Origin of the sequence: Arthrobacter bambusae, assembly GCF_022606295.1 — a bacterium.
GTDB lineage: Bacteria > Actinomycetota > Actinomycetes > Actinomycetales > Micrococcaceae > Arthrobacter > Arthrobacter bambusae_A.
In genome coordinates this window covers 118158-137411 of the sequence record NZ_JAHHZS010000003.1, presented here as the reverse complement: position 1 = coordinate 137411, position 19254 = coordinate 118158, and the positions used below count along the sequence as shown (strand labels likewise).

21 protein-coding genes are annotated in these 19254 nt (G+C 65.4%); 11 read left to right on the top strand and 10 right to left on the bottom strand.

Annotated elements, in window-relative coordinates:
* The first annotated feature begins 70 nt into the window (after positions 1-70).
* On the top strand, positions 71-1192 hold the full coding sequence (locus KNN17_RS03210) for an LLM class flavin-dependent oxidoreductase (RefSeq protein WP_241707463.1): 1122 nt from the start codon (positions 71-73) through the stop codon (positions 1190-1192).
* Positions 1189-1653, top strand: coding sequence for a MarR family winged helix-turn-helix transcriptional regulator (locus KNN17_RS03205; protein WP_241707462.1), 465 nt, complete (start codon positions 1189-1191; stop codon positions 1651-1653). Before KNN17_RS03210 ends, KNN17_RS03205 begins: the two co-directional genes overlap by 4 nt.
* A gap of 11 nt (positions 1654-1664) precedes the next feature.
* On the opposite strand, the gene KNN17_RS03200 is transcribed toward KNN17_RS03205, so the two are convergent.
* Entirely contained in the window at positions 1665-2471 is an 807-nt protein-coding gene (locus tag KNN17_RS03200; RefSeq protein ID WP_241707461.1) for a transglutaminase-like domain-containing protein, read from the bottom strand.
* Between the two features lie 78 nt (positions 2472-2549).
* Positions 2550-3365: a hypothetical protein gene (locus KNN17_RS03195; RefSeq protein WP_241707460.1), complete on the bottom strand. Its 816-nt coding sequence runs from the start codon at positions 3363-3365 to the stop codon at positions 2550-2552.
* A gap of 123 nt (positions 3366-3488) precedes the next feature.
* On the opposite strand from KNN17_RS03195, the gene KNN17_RS03190 reads away from it, so the two are divergent.
* The 3 genes from KNN17_RS03190 to KNN17_RS03180 are packed head-to-tail and all read left to right on the top strand — an operon-like array spanning position 3489 to position 5557.
* Positions 3489-4157 (top strand): DUF1684 domain-containing protein, encoded by a 669-nt coding sequence (locus KNN17_RS03190; protein WP_241707459.1) that lies wholly within the window; start codon positions 3489-3491, stop codon positions 4155-4157.
* 41 nt (positions 4158-4198) lie between these two features.
* Positions 4199-5047 carry a fumarylacetoacetate hydrolase family protein gene (locus tag KNN17_RS03185; RefSeq protein ID WP_241707458.1) on the top strand — a complete coding sequence of 283 codons (849 nt, stop codon included), beginning with the start codon at positions 4199-4201 and terminating at the stop codon, positions 5045-5047.
* Between the two features lie 18 nt (positions 5048-5065).
* Positions 5066-5557 carry a GtrA family protein gene (locus KNN17_RS03180; protein ID WP_241707457.1) on the top strand — a complete coding sequence of 164 codons (492 nt, stop codon included), beginning with the start codon at positions 5066-5068 and terminating at the stop codon, positions 5555-5557.
* 78 nt (positions 5558-5635) lie between these two features.
* Here the strand turns inward: KNN17_RS03180 and KNN17_RS03175 are convergent, their stop codons facing one another.
* From KNN17_RS03175 to KNN17_RS03150, 6 genes are all read right to left on the bottom strand, one after another.
* Positions 5636-6793, bottom strand: coding sequence for a cysteine desulfurase family protein (locus KNN17_RS03175; protein WP_241707456.1), 1158 nt, complete (start codon positions 6791-6793; stop codon positions 5636-5638).
* 4 nt (positions 6794-6797) lie between these two features.
* Positions 6798-7694 (bottom strand): carboxylating nicotinate-nucleotide diphosphorylase, encoded by an 897-nt coding sequence (gene nadC / locus KNN17_RS03170; protein WP_241707455.1) that lies wholly within the window; start codon positions 7692-7694, stop codon positions 6798-6800.
* Positions 7687-9489: an L-aspartate oxidase gene (gene nadB / locus KNN17_RS03165; protein WP_241707454.1), complete on the bottom strand. Its 1803-nt coding sequence runs from the start codon at positions 9487-9489 to the stop codon at positions 7687-7689. The genes nadC and nadB overlap by 8 nt, the downstream gene beginning before the upstream one ends.
* Before the next feature lie 37 nt (positions 9490-9526).
* Complete coding sequence (gene nadA / locus KNN17_RS03160; protein ID WP_241707453.1) at positions 9527-10834, bottom strand: quinolinate synthase NadA; 1308 nt, start codon at positions 10832-10834, stop codon at positions 9527-9529.
* Positions 10831-11541, bottom strand: a complete 711-nt coding sequence (locus KNN17_RS03155) for an NUDIX hydrolase (protein ID WP_241707528.1) — start codon at positions 11539-11541, stop codon at positions 10831-10833. The genes nadA and KNN17_RS03155 overlap by 4 nt, the downstream gene beginning before the upstream one ends.
* Before the next feature lie 101 nt (positions 11542-11642).
* Positions 11643-12122, bottom strand: coding sequence for an Lrp/AsnC family transcriptional regulator (locus tag KNN17_RS03150; RefSeq protein WP_241707452.1), 480 nt, complete (start codon positions 12120-12122; stop codon positions 11643-11645).
* A 176-nt stretch (positions 12123-12298) separates the two neighbouring features.
* Between KNN17_RS03150 and KNN17_RS03145 the strand changes: the two genes are divergently transcribed.
* From KNN17_RS03145 to KNN17_RS03125, 5 genes are all read left to right on the top strand, one after another.
* Positions 12299-13681 (top strand): amino acid permease, encoded by a 1383-nt coding sequence (locus KNN17_RS03145; RefSeq protein WP_241707451.1) that lies wholly within the window; start codon positions 12299-12301, stop codon positions 13679-13681.
* A gap of 183 nt (positions 13682-13864) precedes the next feature.
* Complete coding sequence (locus KNN17_RS03140; RefSeq protein WP_241707527.1) at positions 13865-14902, top strand: thiamine pyrophosphate-dependent enzyme; 1038 nt, start codon at positions 13865-13867, stop codon at positions 14900-14902.
* Positions 14895-15929 carry an alpha-ketoacid dehydrogenase subunit beta gene (locus KNN17_RS03135; protein WP_241707450.1) on the top strand — a complete coding sequence of 345 codons (1035 nt, stop codon included), beginning with the start codon at positions 14895-14897 and terminating at the stop codon, positions 15927-15929. The genes KNN17_RS03140 and KNN17_RS03135 overlap by 8 nt, the downstream gene beginning before the upstream one ends.
* Positions 15922-16251, top strand: a complete 330-nt coding sequence (locus tag KNN17_RS03130) for a biotin/lipoyl-containing protein (protein WP_078108520.1) — start codon at positions 15922-15924, stop codon at positions 16249-16251. The genes KNN17_RS03135 and KNN17_RS03130 overlap by 8 nt, the downstream gene beginning before the upstream one ends.
* Before the next feature lie 4 nt (positions 16252-16255).
* Positions 16256-17086, top strand: coding sequence for an alpha/beta fold hydrolase (locus tag KNN17_RS03125; protein WP_241707449.1), 831 nt, complete (start codon positions 16256-16258; stop codon positions 17084-17086).
* 31 nt (positions 17087-17117) lie between these two features.
* On the opposite strand, the gene KNN17_RS03120 is transcribed toward KNN17_RS03125, so the two are convergent.
* Entirely contained in the window at positions 17118-17567 is a 450-nt protein-coding gene (locus KNN17_RS03120; RefSeq protein ID WP_241707448.1) for a MarR family transcriptional regulator, read from the bottom strand.
* Between the two features lie 46 nt (positions 17568-17613).
* On the opposite strand from KNN17_RS03120, the gene KNN17_RS03115 reads away from it, so the two are divergent.
* A complete protein-coding gene (locus KNN17_RS03115; protein WP_241707447.1) occupies positions 17614-18267 on the top strand; it encodes a phosphoribosyltransferase in 654 nt (217 codons plus the stop codon).
* Between the two features lie 39 nt (positions 18268-18306).
* On the opposite strand, the gene KNN17_RS03110 is transcribed toward KNN17_RS03115, so the two are convergent.
* Entirely contained in the window at positions 18307-19113 is an 807-nt protein-coding gene (locus tag KNN17_RS03110) for an AfsR/SARP family transcriptional regulator (RefSeq protein WP_241707446.1), read from the bottom strand.
* Positions 19114-19254 lie beyond the last annotated feature (141 nt).

The following is a 19254-nucleotide window of genomic DNA, read 5'->3' as shown; positions in this document are numbered from 1 at the left end:
AAATGCATCTATTTTGGGATAGACTGTTGGCAGAGCCCGGACACCAATCGGGCAGGCAGAAAGGCACATCATGGAGATCGGCGTATTCAGCGTCAGCGACATCACCACTGACCCCACCACGGGCCACACCCCCACGGAGAACGAGCGCATCAAGGCCGCCGTGGCGATCGCCAAGAAGGTTGAAGAGATCGGCATGGACGTCTATGCGATCGGCGAGCACCACAACCGCCCCTTCTTCTCATCGTCCCCCACCACCACGCTTGCCTACATCGCAGCGCAGACTGAACGCATCACGCTGTCGACGTCCACCACGCTGATCACCACGAACGATCCGGTCAAGATCGCCGAGGACTTCGCGATGCTCCAGCACCTGGCGGATGGCCGCGTGGACCTCATCATGGGACGCGGCAACACCGCTCCCGTCTACCCCTGGTTTGGCAAGAACATCCAGGACGGGATCGAACTCGCCGTGGAGAACTACTCCCTGCTGCGCCGCCTCTGGGACGAGGACACCGTCAATTGGAGCGGCAAGTACCGCACCCCGCTGCAGAACTTCACCTCCACGCCCCGCCCGCTCGACGGCGTCGCGCCCTTCGTCTGGCACGGCTCCATCCGCAGCCCGCAGATCGCGGAACTTGCCGCATACTACGGCGACGGCTTCTTCGCCAACAACATCTTCTGGCCCAAGGAGCACTACCAGCAGCTGATCGGCCTGTACCGCGAACGCTACGAGCACTATGGCCACGGCAACGCCGACCAGGCCATCGTGGGCCTCGGCGGACAGTTCTTCATGCGCAAGAACTCCCAGGACGCCGTGAAGGAGTTCCGCCCCTACTTCGACAACGCCCCGGTGTACGGCCACGGACCCTCGCTCGAGGACTTCACGTCCCAGACGCCGCTGACCGTCGGCAGCCCGCAGGAAGTGATCGAAAAGACCTTGACGTTCCGCGAATACTTCGGCGATTACCAGCGCCAGCTGTTCCTGGTGGACCACGCCGGACTGCCGCTCAAGACCGTCCTGGAACAACTGGACCTCTTCGGCGAGGAAGTCCTGCCGGTCCTGCGCAAGGAATTCGAGGACCGCAAGCCGGCCCATGTACCTGACGCACCCACCCATGCATCCCGGGTGGCGGCATCCGTGCTCGCGTCCGCCAGTGAGGCGGTTGCCGATTCCGCCGGGCGGAACCCGTGACCACCACCGCGCCCACCTCGTCCGCCGTGCGCCTCGCCGCTGAGACCTGGGAGTCCTTGTTCCGCTCCCAGGTGGCGGTGATGCGCCGGCTCCAGGCCGGGGCGGCCTTCAAGAAGCTGCCCATCAAGGAGTACGACGTCCTGTTCACTCTGTCCCGTTGCCCCACCGGCAAGTTGCGCCTGAACGAGATCAACGATCACGTCCTGCTCAGCCAATCCAGCCTGAGCCGGCTGGTTGACAGGTTGGAGAAGCGCGGACTCGTGGAACGCAGCATCGCCCCCGACGACGGACGCGGGATCCTGCTCGGGCTGACCGCGGCCGGGCAGGAACTGCAGAAGGAGATCGGCCGCGAGCACATCCGCGACATCGCCGAACTCGTGGCACCGGCCCTGACAGCGGACGAACAGCGCGAGCTTCTACGCCTGACCGAAAAGCTGCAGGCGTTCGTCGCGCACAAGTAGGCGCGCGACGGCTAGCGGAGGACGACGAGCTTTGCCGGATCCTCATCCGGCAACTCGTCGGCCACCACCGCGGTGACTTTCAAGCTCTTCAACGACAGGCTGCCGCCCACCGTGGAGAGGAACGCCGTGTCCGAGGAATCGCGTCCGGCTGTGATGCGAAGCATGGATTCGCGCGGAGCCAGGCCGGTGGGATCGATGACGTACCACGTGCCGTCGAGGTGTGCCTCGGCCACGGCATGGAAGTCCATGGGGCTCAGGCCGGGCGCATACACAGCGGCGAGTCGCGCAGGAATGTCCTTGGAGCGCAGGAGGGCAACGGCAAGGTGCGCGAAGTCGCGGCACACGCCCTTGCGGTGCAGGAGCGTTTCCACCGCACCGTCCGTCCCGCGCGAGGAACCACTGACGTACCGGAGTTCGTCGTGGACCCAGTTCCGGACGGCCTGCAACAGCTCCTCGCCATGCAGCCCGCCGAACTCGGCATACGACGTCGGAAGGAGCCGATCGGACTCGGCATAACGGCTGGGCCGGACATAGCGGATGAGCTCCATCCGGGAGGACTCATCGGGGAGACCGAGGCCTTCCACCGAGGCACGGTAATCAACCGTGACCTCGCTGGGTTCGGCGAACTCCATGTAGTGGAAGCGTCCGCCGTGATGGTCCGCCAGCTCAGTCAGCGGTACAGCTTCGCCTTCCACCGTGACTGACAGCTCTTCGGTCAACGATTCGTAGCCAGGATTGCTGGCCACGGCTATTGCCATCGCCACCTTGGTATTGGCTACGGTCTTGAAAACGAGCTGGGCAGCAACGTTGCGTTCCATGGATCTCCGGAGTGTTGCGGCTGGACAACCCACTAATGAGGCTGAGTTGGCGCCGACGAATGTCTGTCAACCGTGGTTCTACAGATTGACCTTCAGAGACAATAGCATCCGCTGGACATTGGCGAATTCCGAACTCTGGTCAACATACTTGGCCGCTTGGTCCAAGGTATCGAAGGACTTCGCCGGAGCAACCACTTCGTCGGTGGCGAAGGCATGCACGGCGGGCATGTCCCCGAAGTAGTAGTTGCCCTTTCCGGCGGGCCCCACCACAAGGTTCCGCAGCTGGCAGGCCTGGCCGTCAGTTCCGGCCACCAGGTTGGTGATGCCGTACGAACCGAAGAATTTGTAGCCCTGGATGACCCGGAACACCACGTGCGGCGGGATCATGGAATCGCCGTCCGCGTGGGGCAGGTCAATGGGCACGCTGCTGACCACTGTGTAGGGCCGCTTGGCGGCCGGATTGCAGTCGGCCGGACTGGCCGAGGGCAGCCCGGTATGAAGCGTCGCCAGATACCCGCCCTTGGCGTCTTTGACCTCGATCTTCAGCGCGCCTGGCATGGAGCCAGCGTCGGGCGTGACCGATTGCGCAATCCAGTCTGTCGGAAGATCGAAGCTGACCTTCTTGGCTGAGTCTGAGTACGTCTTCCACGCCGCGGCCGTGGCCCCCGCCGTCGCCGTGCTTCCCGCGGAGGGGCTTCCCGAAGCAGTGGAACCGGCCGACGGCGGGGCTGTACCGGAGCCCGACGGCGACCCGCTCCCGGGTGCCGCACTGTTGGACCCGGCCGTCCAGACCGGCCCGCCCGCGCCCTGGGAACTGCAGCCAGCCGCGGCGACCACGATGAGCGCACCCAGGACGGAGACTGAAAACTTCAACGGGATCCGCTTTGCTCTCATGCGCACCAGCCTAGCGGCGCTGAGCCGCCCGGCTGACCGTCCGGAGCGGCGTTTCGCATGTGCGAAGCCGGCAGATGGACTCCGGCGCCGCTTGGGCCCGCATCGTAGGACTAGGCTGGACGCATGGCTCCCGATCTGCTTGATGAGGACGAAAACGATGTGGCGGACATCTCCGCCGTGGACATCGCGGACTGGCGTTTGCGGACGTTCGCCATGTACGACGACGTGCGCAAGATCGCATTGGACGATCCCTTCCAGGCCCATGTGTACTGGCGCCAGGAGCGGGACCGCATGTTCGGAACCCACCCGGCCTCGGCGCTGACTCCCGCCAGCAAGCAGGCTTTCTCGGGCTTGCGCACTGCGGACTACGATTCCCGGTTCCGCCGCTATGCCGCCCTTTCGCCGGAGGGCGCGGGCCAGGAGATGAACGTCCGGACCGGTACCGACGGGGTGGTGCCGTTTGTCCGCCTCGGCACCTTCGACCTCGACGAGCTTGGCTCGCTGGCCGTGTGGCGCCTGCGGAGCTATGGCGGCGGCATCTTCGTGCCCTTCCGCGATGCGACAGCCGGCAAACCCGGAGGAAGCTACGGCGCGGGCCGGTATTTGCTGGACACGATCAAGGGCGCTTTCCACGGCCTTCGCGGATCCGGGCAGCAGGAGTTCGTCCTAGACTTCAATTTCGCCTACAACCCGTCCTGCGCCTACAACGAGGCCTGGGCCTGCCCCTTGGCCGGGCCGGCGAATCGCCTGGCCGCGGACATCCCGGTGGGGGAGCTCTACCTGCCGGTCTAAATGGGACGGCCTCATGAGGCCGAAGGACGTAGGATGTCTTCATGACTTCCTCCCGTGCCCGCCGGATCGCCCGCGTCCGCCCGCTCTCCCCCGCCTCACCGGACGAACACTTCTTCGTCGCGAACGACGCCGTCGACTTCGCCTCCGCGGAAGGCCGGAGCTGGACCGTGGTGGACAGCCCTTTCCCAGGCTCCCCTGCAAACCGCAGCAGCGCCGGGCGGCCCGGCTGGGTTGGAGGCTCCGAAGTTTCCGAGGACGCGTTCACGTTCCTGGCGCCATCTGTTCCGGCCAATGTCTTCGGCATGGCGCACAACACCGGCCAGCCCGGCCGGGATTTGCCCGCCCAGGCGTTCCACAAGGCCGCCACAAGCGTCGTCGGACCGGGTGACGCCATCGAACTCGCCTCGGACGTCGGCTACGTGGACCCCGAAGCGGAACTGACCGTCGTCGTCGGACGCAAGGTCCGCGGGCTCACGCTCGACAGCGCGCGCGACGCCATCCTCGGTTTCACGATCGGCAACGACGTCTCGGCGAGGGACCTGCAGAAGACCGACGAACTGTGGACCAGCGCGAAAAGCCAGGACACCTTCACCCCCGCTGGCCCGTGGATCGTCACGGACCTCAACGACGGCGCTCTTTCAATCGGCATCGTGCACAACGGCCGGGAATTGCGCACTGCCAGCACCGCGGACCTCGGCTGGAAGGTAGACGAAATCCTTGTCTACCTCACGTCGTTCATGACCTTGCACCCCGGCGACCTGGTCCTCACCGGCTTCCCGGCCGAGTGCGCCAGGATCGAACCCGGAGACCTCGTGACTTGCCGCATCGAGGGCATCGGAGAGCTCAGCAACCCCGTAATTGCAGCATCTTGGGAGAAATTTCCCAGCTAGATATGAAAGGCTTGAGCCATGGAGCCTCCTGCCGTGCCGGCACTTGAGACGCGGCAGACGTCCCTTTCCAGGCCAAAGACAAGCAATCGCCGCAAAGGCGTGCTGCGCTATCCGGTGGTCAGGCAGCTCATCCGTTTCACCGGCGTCGGGATCATCTGCACCGTCACCTCGCTGGCGCTGTATGCGCTGTTCCGGCCGTGGATGGGACCCCAACCTGCCAACGCCGGAGCACTGATCATCACTTCGCTCATGAATACGGCCCTGAACCGGCGGCTCACCTTCAAGATCACCGGCAACCGGAAGATGACCCGGGACCACCTGAACGGACTGATCGTGATCGCCGTCGCGCTGGTCATCACGGGCGGGAGCTTGGGCGTGCTGCATGCGTTGCGGCCCGAAGCCACCCTTGCCGAAGACCTCTGGACCACCACGCTGTCCGGATTCGTCGCGACGGCCGTGCGGTTCACCATGCTGCGGCATTGGATTTTCCGCCGGGCCCGCCACGTTTGATTCCCAACTAGCTCGCATTTGTTGTCGTTTTGAGCCGTCTAAACGACAACAAATGCGAGCTAGTTGGGGTGGGGTCGGTCAGCGGCGACCGAGCCCCTGGACGCTCCCGACGGCGGCAGCCACGGCTTCCGCGGCTTGTTCCAGTTCCGCTGACGTCACCGTGGAGTCGAAGCTGAAGCGCACAGCAGTGTGGGCCACCTCCGACTCGATTCCCAAAGCCAGCAGGACCGGCGACGGAGCATCGGATCCGGCAGCGCAGGCCGAGCCGCTCGAACAGACCACGCCAAGCCGCTCAAGTTCCAGCAGGACCGACTCCCCGCTCGTGCCTGGGAAACAGAAGGACGCGACGGACGGCAAGCGTTGCGAGGGGTGGCCGGTCAGCACGGCATCCGGCACAGCTTCAAGGACAGCGTGGATGAAGGCATCACGCAACTCCGAGACACGCCCTGCCAGCGCGGACTGCCCGGCATGGGAGAGCGTCAGTGCCGTGGCCAGGGCAACGGCGCCCGCGACGTTTTCGGTCCCGGAGCGCCTGCCCCGTTCCTGGCCGCCGCCATGGACCAGCGGTTCCAGGCGCAGCCTTCCCTTGGCATAAAGCACGCCGCTGCCCTTCGGCGCGCCGAGCTTGTGGCCCGAGATACTGAGGGCGTCTACTCCGAGTTCCTTGACGGCCAGGGGTAGCCAGCCGGCGGCCTGGACAGCGTCCGTGTGGAACGGCACGCCATGTTCGGCGGCCACCTCGGCGAGTTGGGCCACGGGCTGCACCGTCCCGATCTCGTTGTTCGCATACATGATGCTGACGAGTGCCGTCTCCGGAGTCAGGGCGGCCCGGAGCGCCTCGGCCGTCACCACGCCGTGCCGGTCCACGGGGACCACGTCCACTTCGAAGCCGTGGACGCGTTGCAAGTAGAGCGCGGATTCCTCGACGGCGGGGTGCTCGATGGCGCTGATGACGATGCGATTCAGGGCAGGATCCGCCGCACGCCTCGCGAGCGCGATTCCTTTCACCGCCAGGTTGTCCGCCTCGGTGCCACCGGAGGTGAAGGTGATCTCCCCCGGCCGGCAACCCAGGACCTTCGCGACCGTCGCGCGGGCCCCGGACAACGCATTCGCGGCTGCTTCGCCGAGGCTGTGATGACTCGAGGGATTGCCGAACTCCCCCGTCAGATACGGCCACATCGCTTCGAGGACTTCCCTGCGGACGGGTGTGGTCGCCGCGGCGTCGAGGAAGATCATGGCGTCAGCCGAGCGCCGGGGACAGGTCCGGTGTCACGTCGAGCGTCACGTCCAGGCCGAGGTCCAGCGCGTTGACGCTGTGCGTGAGTCCGCCGATGGAAATGACATCGACTCCGGCTGCGGCGATGTCCGCCACGGTGTTGACGTTGACGTTGCCGCTCGCCTCGACGACGGCTCGGCCAGCCACCTGCTTCACGCCGGCGCGGAGCTCCTCCAGGGAGAAGTTGTCCAGCATGATTGTGTCGACGCCGGCCGCCAGCACGGGTTCGATCTGCTCGGCGCTGTCCACTTCCACTTCGAAGTGCGTAGTGTGGCCCAGCTGGGCTTTCGCGGCCTTGAGCAGTGCGGTGAGCTTGGCGGAATCGCCACCGGTCATCACGGCCAGGTGGTTGTCCTTGGCCAGGACGGCGTCGGACAGGCTGTAGCGGTGGTTGGCACCCCCGCCGCACCGCACGGCGTAGCGTTCCAACACCCGCAGTCCGGGGGTTGTCTTCCGCGTGTCCGTGATGCGTGCCTTGGTGCCGTCGACCAATGCGACGAATTCCGCGGTCTTCGTCGCGATGGCGCTCATGCGCTGGGCCAGGTTGAGCCCGACGCGTTCGGCGAGCAGCACCGAGCGGGCGCGGCCGCTGACCCGCGCCAGATGGGTGCCGGCGTCGAACTTTTCACCGTCCGCGAGCAACAGCTCCACTTCGGTGTCCGGGTCGACGAGCAGCATGGCATCACGGAACACCGTTCCTCCGCTGAAGACCCCAGGAACCCGGGCGTTGAGGACGGCGATGGCGCGGGCCTCGGCGGGAATGAGCAGCTGCGAGGTGATGTCGCCGCTCGGCGCGTCCTCCGCGAAGGCCCGCTCCAGAATGTCCCGGACGGGTGCTGCGGGGAGGGTCAGGCTAGTCATTGACGAGGCTCGCTTTCCGACGGATCGTGTATCTCTGAACAATTTCTTCGCGTTGGGTTTCAGCCGCGTCACTCCGGTAATGCGCCCCGAGCGACCCCCGGCGCGCCCCCGCAGCCCGCACCAACAACTGCGCAGCCAGGAGCAAATTAGCATCCTCGTGCACGCGCGGATCCGCGGAATCAGGAACCGCTTCAGGGCGTACGACGTCGCCCCAAGCGTCGAGTGCCTCGGCAGCCTCCCGGAGCAACCCCCCGGTCCGGAGAACCCCCGCCTTGGCAGTCATAAGCCGACGAAGCGCGGTTCGTGAGAAGGGACTCGTGCTGGACTCCGTCTCAAAATCCCGCCGGGGCGCAGGACTGCCAGCCTCCAACTCGCGGAACGGTGTTCCGGCAGCGTGCGTAAAAGCGAGGCCGCCCGCGGCCGTGGGCCCACACGATCCGGGTTCCCTGGCCGAGCTTGCGAGGCTAGGGAGATCGTGGGGATTAGCACGCCGAGGAATGCCGTTTTGCGATCGGGCGCCTTTGGGCGACACCTCGCCGAGAAACCCCTCAACAGCCCGCCGCCCGAACACCAGCCCTTCGAGCAAGGAGTTGCTGGCCAAACGGTTCGCGCCTTGGACCCCGGTACACGCTACTTCACCGGCCGCAAGCAGCCCAGGAACGGAAGTACGGCCGAAAAGATCGGTGACTACTCCTCCCATCCAGTAGTGGGCGGCAGGGGCAACCGGAACGGGCTCGAGGGTCCAGTCGAGGCCGGCCTCACGGGTCCGTGCGCTGAGCGTGGGGAAGCGCTTCCCAAGGAAGCCCTCCCCCTTGTTCGCTTCCACGACCCGGGCGTCAAGGAAGACGTGGCCATTGGGATCACCAAGGGAAGCGAGGTGAAGGGCGATGCTGCGGGAGACGACGTCGCGCGGCGCCAGTTCGGCGTCAGGGTGGTAGACAGGCATGAATCGCTCGCCGTTCGCGTCCACCAGGATGGCGCCTTCGCCGCGGACCGCTTCGGAAATGAGGAGCGGATCTGCGCCGAGGGGAGCTAGTCCTCCGGCAGCGGAGAGGACCATGCTCGTGGGGTGGAACTGGAAGAACTCGAGGTCTGCGAGTTCGGCGCCTGCCCGCCATGCGAGCGCGAGTCCGTCGGCCGTTGCGACCGAGGGATTGGTGGTCTGGGCGAACAGCTGCCCCGCCCCGCCGGTGGCGAGCAGCACGGCATCACCGGATACGATACCAAGGCGGCCGTTGCGCAAAAATTCGACGCCTGTCACACGCCCCTCGGACTGGATCAGGGAAGTAGCTTGGGCATGTCCGAGCACCTGGATTTTCCCGGCGTCCTGCGCGTCAAGGACCGCCAGGATGAGCGCGTTCGCGACCCCGGCACCGGTGGCGTCTCCGCCGGTGTGCAGGATCCTTGGCGCGGAGTGGGCGGCTTCGAGTCCCAAGGCGGGATCGCCGTCGTCGTCCGCGTCGAAACGGACACCGAAACGCTCGAGCCCCATGATGTCGAGGCGCGCTTCGGTGCACAGCACCCGCACGGCCTCCTGGTTGCAGTGGCCCGCGCCGGCTTTGAGGGTGTCCGCGATGTGCGCGGCGACGGTATCGCCGGGGGCAGGCTCGTCCAGCACAGCCGAAATCCCGCCTTGGGCAAAGAAGGTGTTGCTGTCCGCAAGCGCCCCCTTGCTGAGCAGGACGACGTCCGCACCGGCCTCGGCGGCCAGCAGCGCGGAGTAAAGGCCGGCGATGCCGCTTCCGACGACGACGAGCCGCCGCGCCGGAGCGCCGGAAATGCGTTCTGCAGTCATGTGAGGCTCGATTCGACTGGTTGGTACGGGGTGTGGCCTAGAGCGGCCGTGCTGCGAGCATGCGTTCGAGGGCGATCTTGGCGTTGTCCTTGACGGAGTCGTCTACCGTGATGCGGTTGACCACGCGGCCTTCCACCAGTTCCTCGAGTACCCAGGCGAGGTAGCCGGGGTGGATGCGGTACATCGTGGAGCAAGGGCAGATCACCGGGTCGAGGCAGAAGATGGTGTGCTGCGGGTTCTCCGCGGCCAGGCGGTTCACCATGTTGATCTCGGTACCGATCGCGAAGGTGGTGGGCTCGGTTGCGGCGGCGATGGCCTTCTTGATGAAGTCGGTGGAGCCTGCACCGTCGGCCGCGTCGACAACCTCCATGGGGCACTCGGGGTGCACAATGACGTTCACGCCCGGGAATTCGGCGCGCGCCTTCTCGATCTGGCCCACGTTGAAGCGCTTGTGGACGGAGCAGAAGCCGTGCCAGAGGATGACGCGGGAATCCAGCAGGGTTTGCTCGTCGTTTCCGCCGAACTCCTTGCGCGGGTTCCACATGGGCATCTGCTCCAGGGGCACTCCGAGGGCCTTGGCGGTGTTGCGGCCCAGGTGCTGGTCAGGGAAGAAGAGGACCCGCTGGCCTCGTTCGAAGGCCCATTCGAGGACCGTCTTGGCATTGGAGGACGTGCAGACGATGCCGCCGTTGCGGCCGCAGAAGGCCTTCAATGCGGCCGAGGAGTTCATGTAGGTAACCGGGATGACCGGGGCACGGCCTTCGGAATCGGGGGCGGTCCCGAAGAGCTCCTCAAGCTGTTCCCAGCATTCCTCCACCGAGTCCTCGTCGGCCATGTCCGCCATGGAGCAGCCGGCGGCCAGGTTCGGCAGGATCACGGCCTGGTCCTCGCTGGACAGGATGTCCGCAGTCTCGGCCATGAAGTGCACGCCGCAGAAGATGATGGCCTCGGCGTCGGGCCTGGTCAGGGCAGCGTTGGCGAGCTGGAAGGAGTCGCCCACGAAATCCGCGTACTGCACAACTTCGTCGCGCTGGTAGAAGTGGCCCAGGATGACCGCCCGGTCCCCCAGCGTCTCCTTGGCGGCGCGGATCCGGGCGTCGAGCTCGGCGTCGCTGGCCAACTTGTACTCTTCGGGCAACTGGCCTTGGCGGGGCGTGGCCTCCGGGGCGTCATCGGAGCTGGACGCGCCGGGACCGTAAGCCGGGATGCCGGCGAGGGCTTCAGCGAGGTCGTACTCCCACGGGCCCTTGGCCAGAGCGGGGCTGCACGTCGAGCCGGCCGCGGAACGGCCGCTTTCGGCTTCTTCCCGCGTGATCAGCTGGATAGCCGTGTTGACGCTGCTCATGGTGTACTCCTGTTGTCTGGCCCGAGTCCGGGCGTGCCGGTGAAGCGGTAGAGGCGGGGCGGGCGGTGTTTTCCGCCTTGGAGGTATTCACCGGTTTCCTCGATTTCCGGTGCTCCCTTGATTTGCCGGCGGAAGTTTGCCGGATCCAGCTGACGGTCCAGGACAGCCTCGTAGACTTCGCGGACCTGTGCCAGGGTGAAGAATTCTCCCAGCAAGTGATAGGCGATGGACCCGTAGGCCATCTTGTTGCGCAGCCGCCACAGGGCGTAGTCCACGATCGCGTTGTGATCGAAGGCCAATTCCGCGAGCCGGTCTGCCCGGAACCAACGGACGTTCTCGGATTCGTCGGCCAGGGCGGCTTCCGTGGGCTGCACGAGGGCCCAGTAGACGATTGAGACGACCCTTTGCGCCGGTGAGCGGTGCAGGCCGCCGAAGGCGTAGAGCTGCTCGAGGTATTGGGGAGCCAGCCCGGTGGTCTCGCGCAGGTTCCGGGACGCGGCATCCTGGAGGGATTCGTCGTGCTGCAGGGGGCCGCCGGGCAGTGCCCACATGTCTTTGAACGGTTCGCGGATGCGGCGCACCAGCGGCAGCCACAGCGTGGGCCGGCCGGAGCTTTCACTCGGGCGGAGGGCGAAGATCACCGTCGATATGGCCAACGACGGCGGCGCGAGCCTGCGCTCTGCGACATTGGCGGAGGTGGCGTACACGGTATTCACCCCGCTTCTTTGCTGTAGGGACGAGAAAACTAGTTATAGTCAAAATGACTAGAACTAATGGTACGACTGCCGGCGCACAGTGTCCAAATGTTTCAGCCCGCATTCTCTTTGGCCGCAGCTTCCAGGAGGGGCAAAGTGCGGCCTTGGAAATGGGTATTCAGCACAATCACCGAGGACGAACGGAGCACGGTCTTCGTGGCGATGAGTTTGTCCAGGACGCGCTGCAGGTCCGAGTTCGACTTACCCACCACCCGCACCATGAGATCCGAACTACCGGAGACTGTGTGCACCTCAATGAGCTCGGGAATAGCGGCCAGAGCTTCGACGACGGCATCGTGCCCGCGGTCCTGGTTGATGGTCAGCGAGCAGAAGGCGACCACGGGATAGCCGAAGCCGGCGGGATCTGGCTGCGGAACCCAGGGCGCCACCACCCCGCGCTCGGCCATCCGGTCCAGCCGGGACTGGACCGTGGCGCGCGCGACCTTCAAGACCCTGGATGCCTCGAGGACGGACGCCCGCGGGGAGTCGGTGAAAAATCGGACAATCTTGGCATCCAGCTCGTCGACAACCATCAGTTTTTCCCACTTCCGCCCATGAGCTATACAAATCGGCACTCCATGCCCAGATGTTGCACCAGCTTGTAACCATCCTCTCATGAGTGTTTTTCGCCACTTTCCTTCGGAAGCGGTAAATTCGATAAGTCCTACGAGGACCAGCTGACAAACCATCCACAAGAAGGCAAACACGAATGACAACGAAGTCCACCGCTGTTCGACCCTCCATTCCTTCGCAAGGCCTTGGCCACTCGATGAAGCCGCGCCAGCTCACCATGATGGGCCTGGGCAGCGCCATCGGCGCGGGACTCTTCCTCGGCTCGGGTGCCGGAATCCACGCGGCCGGCCCGGCTGTACTCATCTCCTACCTTGTGGCGGGGACCCTGATCATCGTGGTGATGTGGGCGCTGGGCGAGATGGCGGCCGCCAACCCCAACAGCGGCGCCTTCTCGGTCTACGCGGAAAAGGCCATGGGCAAGACGGCCGGATCCACGGTCGGCTGGCTGTGGTGGCTGCAGCTGGTGGTGGTCATCGCCGCAGAGGCGCTCGGCGCAGCAGGGCTGTTGTTCTCCGTCTGGCCGGTCATTCCTGTATGGGCGCTGGCCTTGGTGTTCATGGTGGCCTTTACCGCGATCAACCTCGCCGGGGTCCGGAACTTCGGTGAGTTCGAATTCTGGTTCGCCATCCTGAAGGTCGCAGCCATTGTTGCCTTCCTCGTCATCGGCGCGGCATTGCTGTTCGGCTGGCTGCCCGGCGTAGCTTCCCCCGGCCTCGGAAACCTGACCGGCAACTTCGCACCGTCCGGCTGGTCCGGAATTGCGGCGGCCCTCTTTGTCGTGATTTTCGCCTTCGGCGGCACCGAAATCGTGAGCGTGGCTGCTGCGGAGACGCAGGACCCCGCACACAGCGTGGGCAAAGCCATCCGCACGGTGGTGTGGCGCATCCTGGTTTTCTACATCGGTTCGGTCTTCGTCATTGCAGCAGTGCTGCCCTCCGATTCCGAGGGCTTGAAATCACCGTTCGCCGGTGTCCTGAACCTTGCCGGCATCCCGGGAGCCGGCGCGGCCATCACCCTCGTTGCCGTCGTGGCCCTGCTTTCAGCGCTGAACGCCAACCTTTACGGTGCCTCGCGCATGGTCTTCTCCCTGTCTGAACGCGGCGAAGCGCCGGCTTTCCTGTCGCGGCTGCGCGGCGCCCAGGTGCCCATGGCCGCCGTCGGGGTTTCCGTTGCTTTCGGCTTCATCGCCACCATCCTGGAACTGCTCTTCCCCGAGCACGTGCTTCCTGCCTTGCTCAACCTCGTAGGCTCCACCTGCCTCGTGGTGTGGGGTACGGCACTCGTGTCCCAATTCATCCTGCGCCGACGCGCCGACCGCGAAGGAACCGAACTGCCGCTTCGCATGAAGGGCTTCCCTTTCCTCACGGTCTTCGGACTGGCACTGCTTGCCCTGATCTTCGCGGTGGGCTTCTCGAATGCCGAGAGCGCGGGCCAGCTGATCGGCACGTTCCTGTTGATCGCATGCATCGCCGTGGCTTGCAGGATCGGCGCAAAGGTGAAGTCCGCCCGAAACGCCTAAGCAAACCCAACTGACTCGCAGTTGTTGTCGTTCTGAGCCCTCATAACGACAACAACTGCGAGTTACTTGGGAGGTGCACAAACTGTAAAGCGTTCCTGCAGAACCGCTGGCAGTTCATGGCAGTTTGACTAGGGCTGATTAGGCGGATTGCCTACGATCAAAACAGTGACTACGGTCACGTCCATGGACTCACTTCTTCCCGTCGTGGCCGCAGCCGACGCCGCGCCCCTGTCCCCCGGACAGCTCAGGGAGCTCTATTCCCTGATGGCTGCCGTTCGATACCTCGATACTTCCGCCGTCGCCTGGCAGCGGCAGGGAATCATCCCCGGCTACGCTCCGGAACTCGGCCAGGAAGCCGCCCAGGTCGGCAGCGCCTATGCCCTCGACACTGCGCGTGACTTCGCCTTTCCGACGTACCGCGAGATGGGCGTCGCCCGGACCATGGGCGTGGACATGGTGGCGTACATGTCCACCCACAAGGCAACGTGGCACGGCGGCATGTACGATCCCGTTGCCAGCCGCCTCGCGCCCATCCAGGCCGTGGTGGCAGGATCAGTGCTCCACGCCGTCGGCTGGGCCCACGGCCAGACCCTCAGCGGGGAAGACGGAGTGGCCCTCAGCTACTTCGGCGACGGCGCGTCCTCCCAAGGCGACGTCCATGAGGCCATGAACTTTGCCGCCGTGATGAAGGCACCGGTTGTCTTCTTCATCCAGAACAACGGCTGGGCGATATCCGTGCCCACCGAACGGCAAGTTGCCGGCGGCTCGGTGGCTGCACGCGCCGCGGGCTACGGGATCCCGGGCATCCAAGTGGACGGCAACGATGTGGTCGCCGTCCATGAGGCCACCCGCAACGCCTTCGCCCACTGCCGCGCAGGAAACGGTCCGGTGGTAGTCGAGGCCATGACCTACCGCCGCGGGCCGCATTCAACCGCCGACGACCCCGGCCGGTACCGCAGCCTCGACGACGAGCGCATCGACGCCGGCACGGACCCTCTGGAACGCCTCCGCGAGCGCTTGCTCGCAGAGGGCGTAGCCGACGAGGCATTCCTCACCGCCGCCCACCAGGCCGCCCGGGCAGAGGAAGAAGCGATCCGTGCCGGAATCGAAGCGCTTGGCCCCCGGCCTGGCAACGAGATGTTCGATTTCGTCTTCCAGGAAACCACCCCCGCCCTTGAAAACCAGGCCACCCGTTGGCGCGAGGAGTCCGAACATGTCTGAGAGCACCACCGCCATCCTTGAAGCCGCGGCGGCTACCGAGACCCAATCCGTCAAGCTTTCCATGCAACAGGCGCTCAATCGCGCGTTGGACGAGATCCTCTCGAACGATCCCAAAACGGTGGTCTTCGGCGAGGACTGCGGCCAATTGGGCGGAGTCTTCCGCATCACCGACGGGCTGCAGGCCAAGCACGGCGGATCCCGGGTCTTTGACACGCCGCTTGCGGAATCGGGCATCCTGGGCATGTCCGTGGGCCTGGCCATGGCCGGCTTCCACCCGATCCCGGAGGTTCAGTTCGACGGCTTCGCGTATCCCGCCATCAACCAGATCGTGTGCCAGATCGCCCGGATGAACTACCGCAGCCGCGGCACCTTGCCGATGCCCATCACGCTCCGTGTGCCCAGTTTCGGCGGCATCCGCGCCCCCGAACACCACGGGGAAAGCCTTGAGGCACTCTTCGCGCACGTTCCGGGCCTCAAGGTGGTCTCACCGTCGGACCCGCACGATGCCTATCACCTGCTCAAGTACGCGGCCTCGCGGCCTGACCCGGTGATCTTCATGGAACCGAAGTCCCGGTACTGGCAAAAGGGCGACGTCGGCACCTCCGACGGCGGTACCCTCACCGGCGCCCGCGTAGTCCGGCCCGGCCGCCACCTGACGCTCGTGGCCTGGGGTGCCATGGTTGCCCGGTGCCTGCAGGTTGCCGAACTCGCCGCGGAGGACGGAATCGACGTCGAGGTCCTCGATTTGCGCTGGCTCAAGCCGATCGACGCCGAAGCCCTGGCGACGTCCGTCGGAAAGACGCGGCGCGCCGTCGTCGTGCACGAAGCTCCGCTGACGTCCGGACTGGGAGCCGAAGTGGCCCAGCTGATCACGCAAAGCTGCTTCGACACGCTCAAGGCGCCCGTCGAACGCGTCACCGGCTTTGACGTGCCGTATCCCTCCGGCGACCTGGAGGACGAATACATTCCGAACATTGACCGTATCCTCCTGGGGATCCAACGAGTACTGGAGTATCGACGTGGCTGAAATCAGCTTCCCCCTGCCCGATCTTGGCGAAGGGCTCATCGAAGCCACCGTGCTGGACTGGCTCGTCTCCCCCGGCGACCAGGTGGAACGGAACCAGCCGCTCGTGGAACTGGAAACGAGCAAATCCGCCCTCGAGTTGCCGAGCCCGCAGGCGGGTAAAGTGATCCGTATCCACGGCGCGCCGGGCGAGACCATCAACGTCGGCGAGCCGCTGGTGGTGTTCGAGGTGCCGGACAATACTGCCGGCATCGTGGGCACCGTTCCCCAGGATGACGCACCGAAGCGCCGGGTCCGCCTGAGCGCCGTACTTGATGAGGACTGACACCATGAGCGGCAGGCACACGGAAGAGCACATCCACACGGTGGAAGGGACAGACCCGCACCTGTTCGTGGAAGTCCATGAGCCTGCCGAAGGCACCGACACCGGGTTGCGCCCTGTCCTGCTGTTGCACGGTTTCTCCTCTTCGACCAAGCTCAATTGGGGCGACACGGGCTGGATCTCCACCCTCAAGTCCGCCGGCCGGCGGGTCATCACGGTGGACCTTCCCGGGCACGGCCAGAGCAGTTCGCCCGAGGACCTGGACTCCTACTCCCCGAGCCGGATCCGCGCGGACCTGCTCCAGATAGTTGCCGACGCCGGTGCGCGCCCCGTGCGCGCCGGTGACCCTGCCAGCGGGCTCGACGTGATCGGCTATTCCTTGGGCTCCCGGCTCGCCTGGGAATTCGGGGCGACCCAGCCCGAACTCGTGCACCGGCTGGTGTTGGGCGGCCCGAACAAGGAAGACCCGCTGGCGTCCTTCGATCTCGCGGCGGCCCAGCGCTATCTCGCGGACGGCACACCCATTGAAGACGAGTCCACGGCAGGGTTGCTGAAGATGGCGCAACTCTTGCCGAGCAACGATCTTTTTGCGCTCTTGTCGCTCATCGAAGCGATCAAGGGTGAACCGTTCGATCCGGCCGAAGCCGTCCCCCACATGCCGATGCTCCTGGTGGCCGGCGATAAGGACGAACGCGCCGTCACGATGCCGGAACTCGCGTCCATCGCTGCCCGCGCCGGCGGCATGGTTGAACAACTGCTTGTCCCGGGGCGGAACCACAGCAACGCCGTGACGAGCCGCGTGTTCAAGGACGCCGCGGTCGCGTTCCTCGGTGTCTAGGTAGGCGTCTACGTAGATGCGGAGCGGCTGACTAGCCCGCCAGCCGCTCCGCATTGAGCGTCATGCGCTCCAGCACGCTGACGGCCATGGCGTATTCGTCGATACCGATCCCCATCGAGAGGTCCTGGCGCGCCTCTTCTACGAATCTTTGCGCTTCCGCGTGCTTCGCGTGGCCCAGTTCGCTGAGGCTGATGCGGCTGTCCACCATGATGATCATGCCGCGGCCCACCATCGCGGCGAGTTCATTTTCGCGACGCCGCGTGTCGCCGCCCCAGAAGGGGTTGAGTGTTCCGTCAAGGTCCTGGGGGCTGAGTGGCGCCTCTGCCAGGACATTGAGGGTCTGCCACTGCCTCCGGCTGAGTTTCAACCTCGCCAAGGTGCTGTCCAAATGCGCCTCCAATGCGGCATCCAGGCGTTTGGTCCAGTAACCGATCGGCTTGTTCACATGGCCCATCGTGGCAGCGCCGAGCGGTCCCGGCAAGAAAGGTAGGCTTGATTCAGCGCTGGATGACGTGGAAGTGGGACGAATGGGCATGCGCTTCAAGGACCGCGCGGACGCCGGACGCCGCGTGGCAGCGGGGCTTCCGCAGCTCCGGCAACGGCCGGACACCGTCCTGTTGGGCCTCGCCCGCGGCGGGATCCCGGTGGCGGCCGCTGCCGCCGTCGAGCTCCACCAGCCGTACGGCGCCGTCCTGGTGCGCAAGCTCGGCATCCCGGGGCGTGAAGAAACAGCGTTCGGCGCGCTCGCGTGGTCCAACGGCAGGATCGTGCGCATCCTCAACCGGCCCCTTGCGGAACGCATGTTGCGTCACGGAATCACCCAGGCGTCGCTGGACGCGGTGGAGGCACGCGAGCGCGGAGAACTCCTCCGGCGTGTGAAGACCTACCCCGGCATCAACTTCGATCTCTCGGGCAAGACTGTGGTCCTTGTCGATGACGGACTCGCGACGGGCGCCACGATGCGCGCCGCCGTCGAGGCCGTGCGCGCGGGAGGGGCGGCGACTGTGGTTGCCGCCGTTCCGGTGTCATCCCTCGAAGCCCAGGCGTCCATCAGCAGGGTGTGCGATTTCATGATGTGCGTGCACACGCCGGGCAAGTTCCACGCCGTCGGCGCGTTCTACGAGCACTTCGAGCAATTGACCGACGACGACGCCGTGCGGCTTTTGGAGCGGGCGGGGTAGTTCCAACCGATGGACACAGGCGTTCGACGACCGACCTGACTACGCCGTCGGCCGCCGGTTCGTCATCACGTTGTGGCTCGAGGGCAATGCCTGGGTAAACGGGAAGCCTCCGACGGCGTTTTGACGGCCGCTCGCCCCGACGGCATGGCGGATGAGCTTGGCGAGGGACGGGGACGGGCCCACCCCGAATTCCTGCCTCAGCTCCGCAGAATAGCTCTTGTAGGTGCGAAGGGCCGAGACAAGGTCGCCGGTGGCGAGGTGTGCCTGGATCAACAACTGGTACGAGGACTCCCGGAATGGTTCAAGGGAGATTGCCACAGTGGTGGCGGCCTTGCTTTCCTCGGCGTTTCCCTGGCTGAGATGGAACGCGGCGATGGAGTCGAGGGCTGCGGTCCGCACTGCGCGGAAGCGTTCCTGTTCGGCCAGGATCCAGTCCTCGTACCATCCCGGAAGCAGCTCCGCCGTCCGCAGCCGTTCCCACCTGTGATACGAATCGGTCAGCTCAGACGCCGGGGCGTGAAGCTCGCGCTCGAGTTCGGTGATATCAACGAGAACCTGCTCGCTGAGAGCCACCGAGACTTCCGTGGTTCCGTCGGCATCAAGCAAGCCGGGGAGCTCGTGGTTGATGTGCCAGATACTCACCCTGAGGCCGACCGCAGCCTGGGCATCGGATGAATCGGGCCAGAGAAGCCCGGAGAGGAACGTGCGCGGCCGCTCGCCGAGGAGGGCCAGCGCGGTGATAAGGCGTTGCTGCCGGTGCGCTACTTTCTGGCGCCGGCCATCCCTGCTCAGGGTCCAACCATTGAGCAAGGTCAAGGACCACTGAGGGTCTGGTGATGAAACCACGTCTCGTACCCCAATCGAACGTCGGATTCCTGGTGGGCAAAACGGTACGTCGTCAGACACTAGTCAGCGTTCACGGGCCCGGTCACGAGTGGCCGCTACTTGAATCAAGGATCCCTAACGAATGCCCTACTTACTCGTAAT